The sequence below is a fragment of the Burkholderia plantarii genome (genome assembly GCF_001411805.1).
GTDB classification, from domain to species: domain Bacteria; phylum Pseudomonadota; class Gammaproteobacteria; order Burkholderiales; family Burkholderiaceae; genus Burkholderia; species Burkholderia plantarii.
In genome coordinates this window covers 978,912-994,792 of record NZ_CP007213.1, presented here as the reverse complement: position 1 = coordinate 994,792, position 15,881 = coordinate 978,912, and the positions used below count along the sequence as shown (strand labels likewise).

General features: G+C 70.4%; 12 protein-coding genes. 3 read left to right on the top strand and 9 right to left on the bottom strand.

Going from position 1 to position 15,881, the window contains the following annotated elements:
- Positions 1 to 42 precede the first annotated feature (42 nt).
- The 3 genes from rhmD to aldA all read left to right on the top strand — a co-directional run bounded on the left by rhmD (position 43) and on the right by aldA (position 3,667).
- Positions 43 to 1,227 carry an L-rhamnonate dehydratase gene (rhmD, locus tag bpln_RS21665; RefSeq protein WP_042629302.1) on the top strand — a complete coding sequence of 395 codons (1,185 nt, stop codon included), beginning with the start codon at positions 43 to 45 and terminating at the stop codon, positions 1,225 to 1,227.
- A gap of 81 nt (positions 1,228 to 1,308) precedes the next feature.
- Entirely contained in the window at positions 1,309 to 2,127 is an 819-nt protein-coding gene (locus bpln_RS21660) for an HpcH/HpaI aldolase family protein (protein ID WP_055139962.1), read from the top strand.
- A 103-nt stretch (positions 2,128 to 2,230) separates the two neighbouring features.
- On the top strand, positions 2,231 to 3,667 hold the full coding sequence (aldA, locus tag bpln_RS21655) for an aldehyde dehydrogenase (RefSeq protein WP_042627357.1): 1,437 nt from the start codon (positions 2,231 to 2,233) through the stop codon (positions 3,665 to 3,667).
- 149 nt (positions 3,668 to 3,816) lie between these two features.
- On the opposite strand, the gene bpln_RS21650 is transcribed toward aldA, so the two are convergent.
- The 9 genes from bpln_RS21650 to bpln_RS21610 form a co-directional block, all read right to left on the bottom strand.
- Positions 3,817 to 4,863, bottom strand: a complete 1,047-nt coding sequence (locus tag bpln_RS21650; RefSeq protein ID WP_055139961.1) for an ABC transporter ATP-binding protein — start codon at positions 4,861 to 4,863, stop codon at positions 3,817 to 3,819.
- A gap of 61 nt (positions 4,864 to 4,924) precedes the next feature.
- Positions 4,925 to 6,553 (bottom strand): ABC transporter permease, encoded by a 1,629-nt coding sequence (locus bpln_RS21645; protein ID WP_055139960.1) that lies wholly within the window; start codon positions 6,551 to 6,553, stop codon positions 4,925 to 4,927.
- 19 nt (positions 6,554 to 6,572) lie between these two features.
- Positions 6,573 to 7,592 (bottom strand): iron ABC transporter substrate-binding protein, encoded by a 1,020-nt coding sequence (locus tag bpln_RS21640; RefSeq protein ID WP_148654124.1) that lies wholly within the window; start codon positions 7,590 to 7,592, stop codon positions 6,573 to 6,575.
- A gap of 94 nt (positions 7,593 to 7,686) precedes the next feature.
- A complete protein-coding gene (gene efeB / locus bpln_RS21635; protein ID WP_055139959.1) occupies positions 7,687 to 8,979 on the bottom strand; it encodes an iron uptake transporter deferrochelatase/peroxidase subunit in 1,293 nt (430 codons plus the stop codon).
- A gap of 18 nt (positions 8,980 to 8,997) precedes the next feature.
- The gene (locus bpln_RS21630) at positions 8,998 to 10,158 is read right to left on the bottom strand and encodes an NHL repeat-containing protein (RefSeq protein ID WP_055139958.1); all 1,161 of its coding nucleotides are present in this window, start codon (positions 10,156 to 10,158) and stop codon (positions 8,998 to 9,000) included.
- 89 nt (positions 10,159 to 10,247) lie between these two features.
- Entirely contained in the window at positions 10,248 to 11,675 is a 1,428-nt protein-coding gene (locus bpln_RS21625; RefSeq protein WP_244132020.1) for a carbohydrate porin, read from the bottom strand.
- A gap of 853 nt (positions 11,676 to 12,528) precedes the next feature.
- The gene (locus tag bpln_RS21620; RefSeq protein WP_042627356.1) at positions 12,529 to 14,169 is read right to left on the bottom strand and encodes a methyl-accepting chemotaxis protein; all 1,641 of its coding nucleotides are present in this window, start codon (positions 14,167 to 14,169) and stop codon (positions 12,529 to 12,531) included.
- A gap of 135 nt (positions 14,170 to 14,304) precedes the next feature.
- Positions 14,305 to 14,502: a hypothetical protein gene (locus tag bpln_RS35915; RefSeq protein ID WP_123863701.1), complete on the bottom strand. Its 198-nt coding sequence runs from the start codon at positions 14,500 to 14,502 to the stop codon at positions 14,305 to 14,307.
- Between the two features lie 300 nt (positions 14,503 to 14,802).
- Entirely contained in the window at positions 14,803 to 15,633 is an 831-nt protein-coding gene (locus bpln_RS21610; RefSeq protein WP_055139955.1) for an SIR2 family NAD-dependent protein deacylase, read from the bottom strand.
- Between the last annotated feature and the right edge of the window lie 248 nt (positions 15,634 to 15,881).

Sequence of the window (15,881 nt, the reverse complement as noted above, 5' to 3'; positions counted from 1 at the left end):
CAACCCGTTCGTTTCGTTTCCCCCTTCATGGAGAACGCCATCATGTCGGTGCCCATCATCAAGCAGATCCGTGCCTACACGCTTCGCGGCGGCGGCGCGGATTACCACGACCAGGGCGACGGCCACTGGATCGACGACCACATCGCCACGCCGATGGCGCGCTACCCCGAGTACCGCGCGAGCCGCCGCAGCTTCGGCATCAACGTGCTCGGCACGCTGGTGGTGGAGGTGGAGGCCAGCGACGGCAGCGTCGGCTTCGCGGTGACCACCGGCGGCGAGCCCGCCGCGTTCATCGTCGAGAAGCATCTGGCGCGCTTCGTGGAGGGCGCGAAGGTCACCGATCTCGAGAAGATCTGGGACCAGATGTATTTCGGCACGCTCTACTACGGCCGCAAGGGGCTCGTGATCAACGCGATCTCGGGCGTCGACCTGGCGCTGTGGGACCTGCTCGGCAAGGTCCGCGACGAGCCCGTGCATCAGTTGCTCGGCGGCGCCGTGCGCGACGAGCTGCGGTTCTACGCCACCGGCGCGCGGCCCGACCTGGCGAAGGAGATGGGCTTCGTCGGCGGCAAGATGCCGTTGCACCACGGCCCGGCCGAGGGCGACGAGGGCTTTCGCAAGAACCTCGAGGAACTCGCGGCGATGCGCGAGCGCGTCGGCCCCGACTTCTGGCTGATGTGGGACTGCTGGATGAGCCTCGACCTCAACTACGCCACGCGGCTCGCGCATGCCGCGAGGGAATACGGCCTCAAGTGGATCGAGGAAGCGCTGCCGCCCGACGACTACTGGGGCTATGCCGCGCTGCGCCAGGCCGTGCCGCCCGGCATGCTGGTCAACACCGGCGAGCACGAGGCCACGCGCTGGGGCTTTCGCCTGCTGCTCGAGATGGGCTGCTGCGACGTGCTGCAGCCGGACGTGGGCTGGTGCGGCGGCGTGACCGAACTGCAGAAGATCTCGGCGCTGGCCGACGCGCACGGCGCGCTGGTGGTGCCGCACGGCTCGTCGGTCTACAGTTACCACTTCGTGATCACGCGCCACAATAGCCCGTTCGCCGAGTTCCTGATGATGGCGCCGCAGGCCGACCAGGTCGTGCCGATGTTCCATCCGCAGCTGCTCGACGAGCCGGTGCCGGAGCGCGGGCGGATGCGCGCGTCGGCGCTCGACAAGCCCGGCTTCGGGGTGCGGCTCAACCCGGACTGCCAGCTCGAACGGCCGTACACGCACTGAGCCTCGCGCACCGAGCCACGCGCGCCCGGCATCGAGCCACGGCCCGCCGCGTGGCGCCCTGCCTTCTTCGGAGACGAATCGATGAACCCGCTGGACAACCCGTTCAAACACGCGCTCGCCGGGCACACGCCGCAGCTCGGCACCTGGAACAGCTTCGCGAGCAGCTACGCGACCGAGATCATCGCGCAGACCGGCTACGACTGGATGCTGATCGACGGCGAACACGCGCCGAATTCGGTGGCCACCGTGCTGCAGCAGTTGCAGGCGGTCGCGCCGTACCGCACGCGCGCCGTGGTGCGCACCGTCAACCACGATCCGGCGCTGATCAAGCAGCTGCTCGACGTGGGCGCCACCACGCTGATGGTGCCGATGGTGGAGACGGCCGAGCAGGCCGCCGCGCTGGTGCGCGCGATGCGCTACCCGCCGCACGGGATTCGCGGCATCGGCGGCGCGCTCACGCGCGCCACGCGCTGGGGCCGGGTGGGCGACTACCTGGCGCGCGCCGACGAGGCGCTGTGCCTGACCGTGCAGATCGAATCGCGCGCCGGGCTCGAGAACGTCGAGGCGATCGCCGCGACCGAGGGCGTCCACGGCCTCTTCATCGGGCCGGCCGACCTGTCGATCGCGCTCGGCCATCCCGACAACGCCGGCCACCCCACCGTGCAGCAGGCGATCCGCCACATCATCGAGGTCTCGCGCGCGGCCGGCAAGGCCGCCGGCATCCTCGCACCGGCCGAGGACGCGGCGCGCCGCTACCTCGAATGGGGCGCGAGCTTCGTGGCCGTGGCGATCGACATCGTGCTGCTGCGCGACGCGCTCGACGGCGCGCTCGCGCGCTTTCGCGCCCCCTCGCCGGCCGGCCCGGACGAGGCACCGCCCGCCTCGTCGCCCGGCTACTGAGCCGCGCCGGCCCGCGCCCGCGCCACCGTTCGCCGTACTCTCGCCATGCTTCAACGCCACTGATTCGCAGCCCCTCTCGCCGAACCCGGCCAAGGAGACGACCATGTCCAGCACTCCGACGCAATACCAGCACTACATCGACGGTGAATTCACCAGCTCGTCCGAGCACTTCGAAGTCCGCAACCCGGCCACCGGCGCGCTGCTCTCGCACGCGCCGGTGGCCGGCGACGCCGACCTGGCCCACGCGATCGACGCCGCGCGCCGCGCGCAGGCCGGCTGGGCGCGCACCACGCCGGTGGAGCGCGCGAGGTTCCTGCACCAGATCGCCGACGCGCTGCGCGCCGACGTGGCGCGGCTCGCCGACGTGATCGTCAACGAGGGCGGCAAGATCCGCGGCCTGGCCGAGGTCGAGGTCAACTTCACCGCCGACTATCTCGACTACATGGCCGAGTGGGCGCGCCGCATCGAGGGCGAGATCATCCCGAGCGACCGCGCCAACGAAACCATGCTGCTGTTCCGCAAGCCGATGGGCGTGGTGGCCGGCATCCTGCCGTGGAACTTCCCGTTCTTCCTGATCGCGCGCAAGATGGCGCCCGCGCTCGTGACCGGCAACACCATCGTGATCAAGCCGAGCGAGGAAACGCCGAACAACTGCTTCGAGTTCGCGAAGATCGTCGCGAAGACGGCGCTGCCGCGCGGCGTGTTCAACGTGGTGGCCGGGCGCGGCGACGTGGGCGCGAAGCTCAGCGCGCACGCCGGGGTGGACATGATCAGCTTCACCGGCAGCGTGGCCACCGGCCAGCGCATCATGGCCGCCGCCGCGCCGAACCTCACCAAGCTCAACCTCGAACTGGGCGGCAAGGCACCCGCGATCGTGCTGGCCGACGCCGATCTCGACCTCGCCGTCACCGCGATCCGCAACTCGCGCGTGATCAACACGGGGCAGGTCTGCAACTGCGCCGAGCGCGTCTACGTGGAGCGGCCGATCGCCGAGGCGTTCATCGAGAGGATCAGCGCGGCGATGCGCGCCACGCGCTACGGCGACCCGGTGGCCGACGCGAACGTCGAGATGGGCCCGCTCATCAACCAGCTCGGCCTCGACAAGGTGGCCGCGAAGGTGAAGACGGCCGTCGAGCAGGGCGGCACGGTGGTGACGGGCGGCAAGCTGGCCGACCTCGGCCGCGGCTTCCACTACGAGCCGACGGTGATCGCCGACTGCCGCGAGGACATGGCGATCATGCGCGAGGAGATCTTCGGGCCGGTGCTGCCGATCCAGATCGTCGACGATCTCGACCACGCGATCGCGCTCGCCAACGACTGCGAATACGGGCTCACCTCGTCGGTCTACACGAAGAGCCTGAACAGCGCGATGGCGGCGATCCGCGGGCTGTCGTTCGGCGAGACCTACGTCAATCGCGAGAACTTCGAGGCGATGCAGGGCTTCCACGCCGGCGTGCGCAAGAGCGGCATCGGCGGCGCGGACGGCAAGCACGGCGTGTACGAATACACCCACACGCAGGTCGTGTATCTGCAGACCTGAGGCGGCGGGCACGAGGGGGGCACGGCGGCGACCGCCCTGCCCCCTGTCGTACCCGCAGCAGTGTCAGCCCGCGCGGGGGTACGCCGCCGCTCCCCGCCGCTGCGGGCGCGCCGCCATCCGCGCGGCTCCGCACCAGTCAGCGCCCTCGCTCAATCGAGCGGATACACCACCACCGCACCATCCACCCGTGCCCGCACCGTGCTGCCCAACTCGGGCGAGCGATGCCCCGGCACGCTCGCGGCCAGCGCGAGCGGCTCGGCCGTGCGCGTGAGCAGCCTCACGGCCGCGTCGCGTCCGTTGAAGCTCACGCCGGTCACGACGGCCTCGAAGCCGGCGCCGTGATCGTCGCCGTCGAGAAGCCGCAGCTGCTCGGGGCGCAGCATCGCGCGGGCCGCGCCGCTCGCGGCCGGCCCGAGTACCGGCAAGGCGCCGAGCGCGCAGTGCGCGAGGCCGTCCACCACGCTGGCCGGCAGCAGCACCGCGTCGCCGACGAACGCCGCCAGCTCGCGCGTGGCCGGCCGGCGATACAGCTCGCGCGGTGCCGCCACCTGCACCATCCGCCCCTGCCAGAGCACGGCCACGCGATCGCCGAGCGAGAGCGCCTCGGCCTGGTCGTGCGTGACCAGCATCGCGGTGGCGCCGGCCGCCGCCAGCGCCTGCCGCACCGCATCGCGCGTTTCCGCGCGCAAGGCCGCGTCGAGCGACGAGAACGGCTCGTCGAGCAGCACCACCGACGGCGCCGGCGCGAGCGCGCGGGCCAGCGCGACGCGCTGCTGCTGGCCGCCCGACAGCTGCTGGGGCGCGCGCGCCGCGTAGCCGGCCGGCAGCCCGACCATCGCCAGCAGCTCGGCCACGCGATGATGCGTGCGCCGCTGCGCGCGCGGCAGGCCGAACACGATGTTGTCGGCCACCGACAGATGCGGAAACAGGCCGCCCTCCTGCGGCACGTAGCCGATCCGGCGCCGCTCGGCGGGCAGATGCAGGCCGGCGCCGGCCACCCGCGCACCGCCGATCTCGATGGTGCCGGCGTCGGCGCGCTCGAAGCCGCACAGCAGCCGCAGCAGCGTGGTCTTGCCGCTGCCGGATGGCCCCAGCAGGGCGACCAGCGAGCCGGCCTCGATGGTCAGGTCGACATCGTGCAGCACGCACTGGGCGCCGAAGGTCTTGCGCAGTTGCCGGATGCGGATTTCGCTCATCTACGGGTCATCGGGAAACAGGACAACGAAACATGGGTACGTGCAACCACCTCGGTCGCCGTCAACCGCCGCGCCCGAGCAGCGCGGAGCGGCCCAGCAGCGAGAACAGCAGCCCGGTGGCCGCCAGCGACAGCGCCGTGAGCAGCGCCGCGTAGGGCGCGGCGGCCGCGAACGCAAGCGTCGAGGTATCGGCCCACACCTGCGTGGCGAGCGTCTGCGTGTCGAGCGGCGACAGCAGCAGCGTCGCGTTCAGCTCGGTCGCCACCGACACGAATACCAGCGCCGCGGCCGAGCCGAGCCCCGGCGCCGCGAGCGGCAGCAGCACGCGCCGCGCGGTCTGCCACGGCGTCAGGCCGAGCGAGCGCGCGGCATCCTCCAGCCGCGGCTGCGCCTGCGCCAGCGCCGCGCGCGTGCTGACCAGCGCGAGCGGCAGGAACAGGATCGCGTAGGCGAGCACCAGCAGCGTCGCGCTCTGGTACAGCATCGGCAGCGCATGTACGGCGAGCGTGACGATCGCGAGCGCGACCACCAGCCCCGGCACGCCCTGCGCGACGAACACGGTGCGCTCCAGCAGCGTCGCGAAGCGGCCCGGAAAACGCACCAGCAGGAACGCGAGCGGCAGCGCGAGCGCGGTGGTCACGGCCGCCGCCGCGAGCCCGTAGCCGACCGAGCTCAGCGTCGCGCCGGCCAGCAGTGCCGGCGATACCTCGGCCGGCGTCACGGCCGCCGCGCCGTCCTGCGTCAGCCAGAAGCCGATCATCGCGAGCGGCACGCCGAGCGTGGCGAGCGCGAGCACGGCGAAGCCGGCCGCCACCGGCCAGCGCCACGCGCCGAGCGCATAGCGCAGCGCGGCCCGATGCGCGCCGCGATCGACGCGCTCGTAGCAGGCCCGGCCGCGCACGCGGAACTCGAGCGCGATGCCGGCGAGACAGAGCCCGATCAGCACGCAGGCCAGCAGCGACGCGCCGCTGGTGTCGAAGCCGGTGCGGAATTCCGCGTAGATCTCGGTGGTGAAGGTGCGAAAGCGCAGCAGCTGGAACGCGCCGAACTCGGACAGCACGCCGAGCGCCACCATCAGCATGCCGCCCAGCAGCGCCGGACGCAGCTGCGGCAGCACCACCCGCACGAACAGCGCGAAGCGTCCGCAGCCCAGCGCGCGCGCACTCTCCTCCTGGGCCGGATCGAGCTGGCGCAGCGCGGCCGAAACCGGCAGGTGGACGAGCGGAAAGTAGGCCGACGTGATCACCAGCAGCGCGCCGGCGAAGTCCTGCAGGTCGAGGCTCAGCGAGACCCACGCGTAGCTCGAGATGAACGCCGGCATCGCGAGCGGCGCCACTGTCAGCACCGCCCACAGCCGGCGCCCGGGCAGCTGCGTGCGCTCGACGAACCAGGCGGTGGCGGTGCCGATCACGGCCGCCGCGAGCGTCGCGCCGACCGTGATCAGCAGCGTGTTGCCGAGCAGCTCCGCGACCAGCGGGCGGAACAGCAGGTCGGCGGCGTCCTCGCGGCCGACCGCCGCCGCGCGCCAGAACGTGCAGAGCAGCGGCGCGAGCACGAGCAGCGCGCCGCTGCTGGCGGCCGCGCGCAGCCACCACGATGCCCGGCGGCCCGAACCCGCTCGCACCCGTGCCGGCGGCGGCGCAACGTCGTCCGCCGCGGCCGTCGAGACGACGGCAACCGGTTCGCTCACGCCCGCCTCCGCGCGCGACTCACAGCAGCCCGGCCTGGCGCAGCAGCTTGCCGGCCTGGCTGTCGTCGCCGAGTTGCTCGATCGTCAGCTTCGGCGGCTGCAGCTGGTCGAACGGCTTGAGCAGCGGGTCCGGCGCCACCCCGGCGCGCAGCGGATATTCGTAGCTGATGCGGCTCTGCGCCATCAGCGTCTGCGCGCGTTCGCTCACCAGATAGGCGAGGAAGCGCTGCGCGTCCGCGGCGTTGCGCGCGCTCTTCAGGATCGCGGCGCCCGACACGTTGACGAGCCCGCCAGCGTCGCCGTCGGTGTAGTGATGCAGCGCGCTGCGCGTGGCCTTGTCGCCGAGTTCGGCGTGCAGGCGCGCCCAGTAGTAATTGTTGATGAGGCCGGTGGCCACTGCGCCGCGATTGACGGCGGCCACCACGCCCTCGTCGTCGTCGAAGACCTGCGCGTTCGCCTTCAGCCCCTTCAGCCATTGCAGCGCGTCGGCCGGACCCTTCAGCGCGATCACGGCGCTGACGAGCGGCAGGAAGTCGGCGTCGCTCGGCGCGATGCCGACCTTGCCCTTCCACTCCGGCTTCGCGAGATCGAACAGCGACGCCGGCAGCTGTGACGGCTGCAGCAGCGTGGTGTTGTAGGCCAGCACGCTTTCGCGCGCGGTCACGCCGACCCAGCGGCCGGTCGGCGAATCGTAGCGCGCCGGCACCGTCGCGAGCGTGCTCGCGTCGACCGGGCCGAGCAGCCCCTTCTCCTCCAGCAGCATCAGCTCCGGCGAGTTCTCGGTGAAATAGACGTCGGCCGGCGAGGCCGCGCCCTCGGCGACGATCTGCGCGGCCAGCGCCGGCCCCTCGCCGTTGCGGACCTTCACGCCGATGCCGGTCTGCTGTTCGAAATCGCGGGCGAGGCGGTTCATCACCTGCTCGTGCTGCGCGTTGTAGACGGTGATCGACGCGGCATGCGCGGCCGTGGCCGCGATCGCGAGCGCGAGCGAGACGAGGCGCGCGGCGTGGCGCAGCACGCGAATGGGTAAAGCGTTCATCGGGTGTCCCATGAGTCGGTGGTGGCCGCGCGCCGCGCGGCCGGTTCTGTTGTCGTCGGGGTGATCGTCGCTGCCGTTCCGGCGCACGCGGCGCTCAGGATTCGAACAGCGGCGCGCCGATGTAGGCGCCCTCGCGCGCGCCCGGCGGCACTGCGAAGATCGCGCTGCCGACGTGGGTGGTGAACTGGTTCATCAGGTCGAACTTCGACAGCTTCTGGTTGATCGGGATGAAGCCGGTGCGCGGGTCCGACTGGTGCGCGATGAAGATCAGCCCCGCGTCGTACTCCACCTCCTGGCGCCACGGCGGCCAGCGCTCGATGTAGAAGTTGGTGCTGTCGTTGTACGAGTACGAGCGGCGCAGGATCTGCGCGCCGTCGTTGGTCGCCCGGTTCGACAGGCGGATGTGCGAGTTGTCGGGGATCACCGCGTTGCCGTCCCGGTCGGCGGCCTGCAGGTCCAGCGCGTCGAACTCGTGCCGGCCGCCGAGCGGCGCGCCCGACACCTTGTGCCGCCCGAACACCTGCTCCTGGAACGCGAGATCGGTGCGATCCCAGTGCTCCAGCGTGATGCGGATCCGGCGCACCACCGTGTAGGTGCCGCCCGCCATCCATGGCGCGTCGGCGGCGCCGGCCCAGACGAAGCGCTGCATCGCCGCCGGGCTGCCGGTGGGCGGGTTGTTGGTGCCGTCCTTGAAGCCCATCAGGTTGCGCGGCGTCTGCCCCGGCGCGCCGGTCAGGAAGCCGGCCTGCCCCCAGCGCATGCGCAGCGCGCCGTAGGCGCGGCGCGCGAGCTGGCGCACGGCATGGAATGCCACCTGCGCGTCGTTCGCGCAGGCCTGCACGAACAGGTCGCCGCCGGTCTTCTCGGCCACCAGCTGGTCGCCGTTGAAGCGCGGCAGGTCGACCAGCGCGGCCGGGCGCCGGCTCGCGAGCCCGAAGCGGTCGTGGCCGTCGGCCGTCGTAAAGAGGCCCGGGCCGAAGCCGAACGTGACGGTCAGCGCGGCCGGGCCGACGCCGATCACCTCGCCCGAGTCGCCGGCGGCCTGGCCGTCGGGTACCTCGAGCGCGCCCGCGGGCTGGCCGCGCGTCATGCGCTCGGCGGCCACGGTCCAGTCGCGCAGCAGCGCGATCAGTTCGTCGCGCTTGTCGATGGTGATGTCGAACGCCGCCACGTAGGTGTGCGATTGCTGGGTCGTGACGATGCCCGCCTGATGTTCGCCGTAGAACGGCTCCACCTCGGCCATCGGATCGACCACCGCATGGCGCGTGAGCGCCGCGCGCGCCGCGCCGGGGCCGCCCAGCCCCACGCCCGCCGCGACGGCGGCGCCGCCCGCCTTCAGAAAGCCGCGGCGCTCGGGCCGCGGCGGCTTGCCGGATTGGTCTGTCATGTTGCCGCCTCGTTCGCGCTACTTCGCGAGCACCAGGGTGTTCACGTCGTCCTGCACGTAGTAGAAACCGTCGCCCTCGGGCGTCATCGCGATCCCGAACAGGTCGCCGTTGCCGGGCGGCACCTGCGCGCGGTCGGTGTCGATCCAGCGCGCGTAGAGCTGCTTGCCGGTGTCCGGAATGATCTCGACCACCTGCCCGTTCAGCGCGTTGGTCACGAGCAGGTGGCCGTCGGGCGCCATCACCATCGCGAGCGGGCGGTGCAGCAGGCCGTCGGCGCTGAGCTGACGCCCCACGCCCGCGCTCGTGTCGCGCGTCATCGGCTCGTCGATCACGTTCACGCGGTTGCCGATCGCGTCCGACACATAGAGCGTCTTGCGGTCCGGCGACAGCACCAGCCCGGTCGGCCCGATCAGGAACACGCCGCGATCCGCGCGCGCGCCGAAGCCGCTGCCGACCACCGTCTCCGACTTCACCACGGGCGCGCCGCCCGCCGGGATCGCGAGTTCGAGCCGCAGCACGGTGGCCTGCTTGAACACCGGCGGGTCGCCGCCCTCGCCGCTCGTGTCGTCGGCGCGGCCGACGCCGAAGCCGGCGTTGCTGACGAACAGCGTCGCGCTGGTGCCTTCGTCGACCACGGCCATGTTGCCCCACGGGTCGTTGATGTTCGGCGTGGAGATCGCGCCGGCGACCTTGCCGTTCGCGTCGAGCACGACGAGACAGCCCGCGCCCTTGGTGGTGGCGGTGCCGTCGTTGCTCGGCGTGCTGCCGACGATGACCCAGCCCGACTTCAGCATCGTCATCGCGGTGGACAGCCCCACCCCACCCGGGCATGCCTTCAGGTCGCGCGGGATCTGCGCGAACAGCGTCATCTGCTTCGTGTCGGGGTGGTAGTCGACGATCGTGCTGCCGGTGCCCTGCAGGTTGGCCGCGTTGTTGAAGTTGTCGACCAGCACGTCGCCCGCCTTGATGGCGCCGGCCGACACCGGCGCGACCACGATCGCGTACGGGTTCTGGTCGCCGTTGTCGGGCACCGTGTTGATCAGCGTGGTGTTGTGGTGCAGCGTCTCGAGAAAGCCTTGCGGGGCCGCGCGGGCCGCCGGGGCGAAGGCGAGCGCGCCCGCCGCGATCACGATGGCCGCGCGCCGGACGGCGCGCGGGCTGCGCGGGAAGGAAGTCATGTGAACCTCGGTAGTGCGGACGGCGTCGCGCCGCGGAGATGTGGCATGCATGATCGAAGAATGGGTTCGTCCAGCTGTCGGCACCATGCTCAGAACGTGATCGTGGTGCGCACGCCGAGCACGAACGTATTGCGCAGCGGCTGGGTCGCGTCGTTCGGGTTCTGGCCCGCGCCCGCGTTGAACGTGTATTGCGCGTCGCCCTGGATCTGCCACCACGGCGTGGCCTGGTAGAGGTAGGTGGCCTCGAGCGCCGTCTCGCTGGTGCGCACGCCGTAGGGGCCGCCCGCCGCGAGGTTGTCGAGGTCGAGGTCGTGCGCGTGGCTGCCGATCTTGATGTAGGTGAGCGCGAGGCCGGCGCTGTCGTTGTCACGACCCTTGAACGGCGCCTTCATCACGACGCCGAGGTTCGCCGACAGGCTCACGAGATTGCGGTCGCCCGGCGCGCCCATCACGCGCGCGAACACGCCGATGCTGCGCGGTTCGTCGGGATCGGGGCGCCACACCATCTGGTCGGCCACCGCGTAGACGCTGTAGTCGCCGTGATGCGAGGCCGCCGTGCCCGACGAGGCCGACGAGGCGAGCGAGATGCCGGTGTCGTCGAGGCGCAGGTCGTTGAAGCGGCCGTTGTTGTACCAGAGGCCGAGCTTGTAGGTGCCCGGCAGCGCGTTGCTGTTGAGGCCCACCATCTCGCCGTCGGCCGGCTGGTTGATCGAATACTGCAGTTCGCCGATGAACAGCGTGCCGTTGTGCAGATTGAAGTTGGTGCCGTGCAGGTTGGTCGGGTCGTTGCCGAGCGGATCGCCGTCGAACACGCCGGCCAGCGCGGTCAGCGCGGGCGTGATCTGGCCGCGCACGCGCACGCCGAGCGCGGACAGCGGATAGGCCGGACCGCCCGAGGGCATGTCGTAGGACGGCAGCGCGGGCCAGCCGAACATCGTGTTGACGAAGGTGGCCGCATACGAGCTCGTGATGAACTCCTGGTCGATGCTCTGCTGGCCGACCTTGATGTCGAGGCGCTTGTTCAGGAACGACTGCTGGTACCACAGCTCCCAGAGCCGCGTGGTGCCCTGCGCCTCGATTCCGCTCGCCGTGTTCAGCGTGCCGAGATTGTCGGCGCTGAGGTTGCGGCCGTGGATCTGCAGCCCGCTCACGTTGAACAGGCCGCCCTGCCAGCCCAGCGCCTTCGATGTGTCGACGGTGACCGTGGCCGTGGTCAGGCCGTCATACTCGCCGCCGCGATGCAGGCCGCCGCGCAGGTTGTCGAGGTATTCGCTGACCTCGGTCACCTGCAGGTTCACGCCGTACTTGCCGAGCCACGGGCGCAGGCCGCCCATGTCGCCGAGCAGGTTCTGCCGGGTCCGGATGCCGGTGAAGAAGTTCGCCGGCTGCGCCTGGATCGCGAGGTCGGCCTCCGGTGCCTGCGGCAGCGCATCCGGGGTCACCGCCCGTGCCTCGTCGGCGGCCGACAGCACGAACGCGACGAGCGCCGCGGCGGCGACGCCGCGCCGGGGCGTCATGCTCCGGCAGACGAAGCCGGATTGTCTTGCGACGTGCTCCATTCCGATCCTTTGTTTCGTTATGCAAATTAAAAAATATGGTCGGACGAAATAGATCGGTTTCGTGGACGCCTCTTGTCCGGACGAAGCGAATCCTAAGCATTGCGGATGGCTGCGTCAATAGAAATGAGAATAGTTCTCATATGAATTACTACCGCAAAAACAACGGCTTACATAACCCGTACGCAAATCCCGGCATTGTAATTTGGCGCTGAGTTTGAAACGTTTGCGGGAGCGTATGAGGACATGCGCGGGAAATCGTCTGGAGGAAATGCGTGACGTTGGCCGTCGCGTCGCGAACCACGCCGGCTGCCTGGATCGACATAGATCGTTTTCCTGATGAAATGCCGAGATTCGGCATGCCGGTTGTCGGCGGTCCCGGCTTGCTGCTTGAACACCATATTTTTTCGTTGACGCCGCGTTTTCGAGGCTCCGAAAAGGTTTCGCGTGTGGGTTTCGCGTGTGTCGCCCGCGTGGCGGGGCTCGCGGTTGCCGATGGCGTGACCGGGGAGGAACGACGACGGGATGAGGAGGTTCGGGGCGTGCCGGCCGCGGCCATTTCCGCGCGGATGAAATGCGGAAGATCGCGGTACGAACTCGGCATCACGGGTCATGCAGGAGTCACGTCGGCGTCACGCGCGAATCATTCGCGGTTGATCGATGCTTCACGCAGGCGCGACATCAATCGCATGGCGGCGCGGCCCGCAAACGCAAAAGCCCGGGCACGCGGCCCGGGCTCCTCGATGAAGCCGCCGCCCCGGCGCCCATGTCGGGCGCACACCGAGGCGACATGTGGAACGCGCCGGCGGCGCGCTCAGTACGCCGGCTGCAGCGCGCCCAGCCGCGCGACCGGCGCCGACGCGCCGCCCGGCTGGCCGCCGAACGTCGCACGGCCATGCTGCTCGATGCGGAACACCGCCACCGCGTCGCCGAGGCGCCGCGCCTGGTCCACCAGCGAGGCGGCCGCAGCAGCGGCTTGCTCGACCAGCGCCGCGTTCTGCTGCGTGACCTCGTCCATCTGCGCGATCGCGATGTTGATCTGGTCGATGCCGTTGCTCTGCTCGTTCGAGGCCACGGCGATCTCGTTCATGATCCCGCTCACGCGGCCGATCGCGGTGACGATCTCGTTCATGGTCGAGCCCGAGCGCTCGACGAGTTCGGCGCCCGTCTCCACGCGCTGCGTCGACTCCATGATCACCCCCTTGATCTCCTTGGCCGCCGTGGCGCTGCGCTGCGCGAGCGAACGCACCTCGCTGGCCACCACCGCGAAGCCGCGGCCCTGCTCGCCGGCGCGCGCCGCTTCCACGGCCGCGTTCAGCGCGAGGATGTTGGTCTGGAACGCGATGCCCTCGATCACGCCGACGATGTCGCCGATCCGGCGCGCGTTGTTGACGATGTCCTGCATGGTGCCGCCCACGTCGCGCGCGAGCCGGCCGCCCTGGTCCGCGAGGTCCGAGGCGCCGTTGGCGAGCGTGCTGGCCTGGCGCACGTTGTCGGCGGTCTGCTTGACCGTGGAGGTCAGCTGCTCGATGCTGGCCGCGGTTTCCTCCAGCGAGGCGGCCTGCCCTTCCGTGCGTTGCGACAGGTTGGTGTTGCCGGTGGCGATCTCGCCCACCCCGACGTTGATCGACTCGGTGCTGGTGCGCACCACGCCCACCGTCGAGATCAGCGACTCCTGCATCCGCAGCAGCGCCTCGCTGAGCCTGCCCATCTCGTTGCGGCTCGTGACCTCGACCTTGCCCGTGAGGTCGCCGCTGGCGATGCGCCCGAAGCTGTCGACGGCGGCATCCACCGGCTTCACGATCGCGTTGACGAGCCAGATCCGCGCGAACAGCGCCAGCGACAGCGCCAGCACGAGGCCGATCGCCACCGCCACGATCACCATCGAGAACTGGTGCTGCGCCGCCTCGTAGCGCGCCTCGCCGACGCCCACCTGATGGTTCTCCAGCGCCAGCATCGCCTTTTCATAGGCCGAATAGAGCGGCGAGAGCTTGTGCCCCTGCAGTTCGCCGAACGCGGCCTTGTCGCCCGCCTTGAGCGCGGCCATCGCCGGCTCGATGCCCTGGTGCAGGAAGTCGTCGCGCTTCTTCTGCATGTCGTCGATCAGGTCGCGCGCGGCGGCATCGTCGCCGACCTGCGCGAGATACGCCGAGAAGCGCTCGTTCGACAGCTTGATGTACTGGTCGGCGCGCTTGAACGCGGCCTGCGCGCCGTCGGTGTCGCCGATGTTCGTCAGCGAATCGTAGGTGGCCAGCGACAGGCGCAGGCGCAGCAGCTGGCCCGAGCTGCCTTCGAGATTCGCCACGGCCGGCGTGTCGACCGTGTACATCTGCTTGAGATCGTGGTTCGCCGAGTTCAGGGACAGCACGCCGAGCAGGGCACCGGCGATCAGCGCGACGCTGAACAGGCCGATGATCGCGTTCACACAATGACGAATCGAAAGATTTTTTAACATGTGATTTGATCGATGGTTCGAGCGAAACCCAGGCGCCTGTCCCGCACGATTCTCATTATTTGGACGTATATGTCTTGATATCCGGCTCGCCGTCTCCAAGTTCCGGCGCACGATGTTTATTACGGCCGAAAAAAATCAGACTTTATTCAGTCTTGGTACAAACGCCGATAAAAATATGAAATGCATGGCGCGGGCGGTGGCAAACGCCGGCTGGCGCGGCACGGCGGCGAAATCGGGTTGGTAAAAACCCGGATCGGCAATCTCCGCGATTTCAATATGAACCGATGATTCACGGCGTCGGGCAGGCCATGAGTTCCTGTTGACATGAAACAACGGCGGCCCGCCGATATCCGCAAGCTGGCCGGGTCTTTCAAAGGCCGCTCGTCGATGCCGAGCGGCTCGCGCGCGGCATCGACAGCGGGCGGGTGTACACCGGCACCGACTGCGCCGCCTGGGCGCACGACGCGGCGAGCGTGGTGCGGGGCTGCCGGTGCAGGCGCGCGAGGCGATTCCGGCGCGGACGCTGGCCGCCACCGCGGAGATCGCGGCGCGCGCTCGACGCGATCCGCGCGGGCGGCGTTGCTCGCTGGGGAAACACCGGCCGCGCGGCCGCGACGCGTCAAAACCGGCGCGTCATGCCTCGACGGCCCTCAGCGCGCCGTCCAGCGCCTCGAGCGTGGCCAGCGCATGGGTCGCGAAGCCGATGCCGTGGCGAGCCTCGATGTCGGCATCGCGCGGATTGATGCGGATCACGCGGGCGCCGGCGCGCTCGCTGAAACGGCGCACCGTGGGGATCGCCTTGCCGGCCCCGATCTCGATCACCACCGGCCGCTCGACGCCGGCCAGCCAGCCGGCCAGCCGCGCTTCCTGCTCGTCGGTGCGCTGCGCGACCCAGGCGAAATCGCCGAACATCAGGATGTTGGGCCGGGCCGGCGCGCCGCAGTGCGGGCAGGCCGGCGGATCGTCGACGAGGCGGCAGGCCGCCTCGTCGACGACGGGCTCGAACGCGTGCGCGGGCCAGGTCGCGTCCGAGCACGGCACCGAGCACTGCATGACATGGATCGAGCCGTGGCATTCGGCGATGCGCGCCTCGTCGAAGCCGGCCTTCTGGAACTGGCCGTCGACGTTGCTCGTGAACACCGCCGCGCCGTGGCGCATCGCGGCGGCCCAGTCGAGCAGCAGGCGGAAGCCGCGATGCGGCACGGTGCGGCGGTACAGCTGCAGCCGGTGTCCGTAGAAGCCCCAGCCGAGCGCCGGGGAATCGGCCAGCGCGCGCGGGTTGGCCATGTCCTCGAAGGTCAGGCCGTGGCCGCGCAGCGCCGGGTAGGCGCGCCAGAAGCCTTCCGGGCCGCGGAAATCGGGCAGCCCGGAATCCACGCCCATGCCGGCCCCGGCGGTCACGAGCAGGCCGTCGGCCGAGCGCAGCCACGAGGCGGCGAGTGTCAGTTTGTCGATATCGTTCATGGCGGTGAGGCAGGCAAGCGAGGGCGACGCGCCCCCGCCTCCCGCCATTGTCATCGCGGCGCTGCGCCCGGCGCAACATGCGGGGCGGATCGGCGTGGCGCGCGCCGCGCGGCGAAGCCTATGGCTCGCCGAGCCGCGGGTCCGGCACCGGGAACGGCGGTATCGGCGCGCTCATGCAGGCGGCTCCGCGGCAGGTGCGACAAACGCCAGACCTCGCCAGCCCGCCGTCGCCGCGCCACGCCTGCCGG

What these genes read in the sequence shown, in the direction of transcription:
- bpln_RS21660 (WP_055139962.1), top strand. Translation starts at nt 1,309, where the DNA reads ATGAACCCGCTGGACAACCCGTTCAAACACGCGCTCGCCGGGCACACG.
- bpln_RS21640 (WP_148654124.1), bottom strand. Translation starts at nt 7,592, where the DNA reads ATGAACGCTTTACCCATTCGCGTGCTGCGCCACGCCGCGCGCCTCGTC.
- rhmD (WP_042629302.1), top strand. Translation starts at nt 43, where the DNA reads ATGTCGGTGCCCATCATCAAGCAGATCCGTGCCTACACGCTTCGCGGC.
- aldA (WP_042627357.1), top strand. Translation starts at nt 2,231, where the DNA reads ATGTCCAGCACTCCGACGCAATACCAGCACTACATCGACGGTGAATTC.
- bpln_RS21610 (WP_055139955.1), bottom strand. Translation starts at nt 15,633, where the DNA reads ATGAACGATATCGACAAACTGACACTCGCCGCCTCGTGGCTGCGCTCG.
- bpln_RS21620 (WP_042627356.1), bottom strand. Translation starts at nt 14,169, where the DNA reads ATGTTAAAAAATCTTTCGATTCGTCATTGTGTGAACGCGATCATCGGC.
- bpln_RS21650 (WP_055139961.1), bottom strand. Translation starts at nt 4,863, where the DNA reads ATGAGCGAAATCCGCATCCGGCAACTGCGCAAGACCTTCGGCGCCCAG.
- bpln_RS21630 (WP_055139958.1), bottom strand. Translation starts at nt 10,158, where the DNA reads ATGACTTCCTTCCCGCGCAGCCCGCGCGCCGTCCGGCGCGCGGCCATC.
- efeB (WP_055139959.1), bottom strand. Translation starts at nt 8,979, where the DNA reads ATGACAGACCAATCCGGCAAGCCGCCGCGGCCCGAGCGCCGCGGCTTT.
- bpln_RS21625 (WP_244132020.1), bottom strand. Translation starts at nt 11,675, where the DNA reads ATGACGCCCCGGCGCGGCGTCGCCGCCGCGGCGCTCGTCGCGTTCGTG.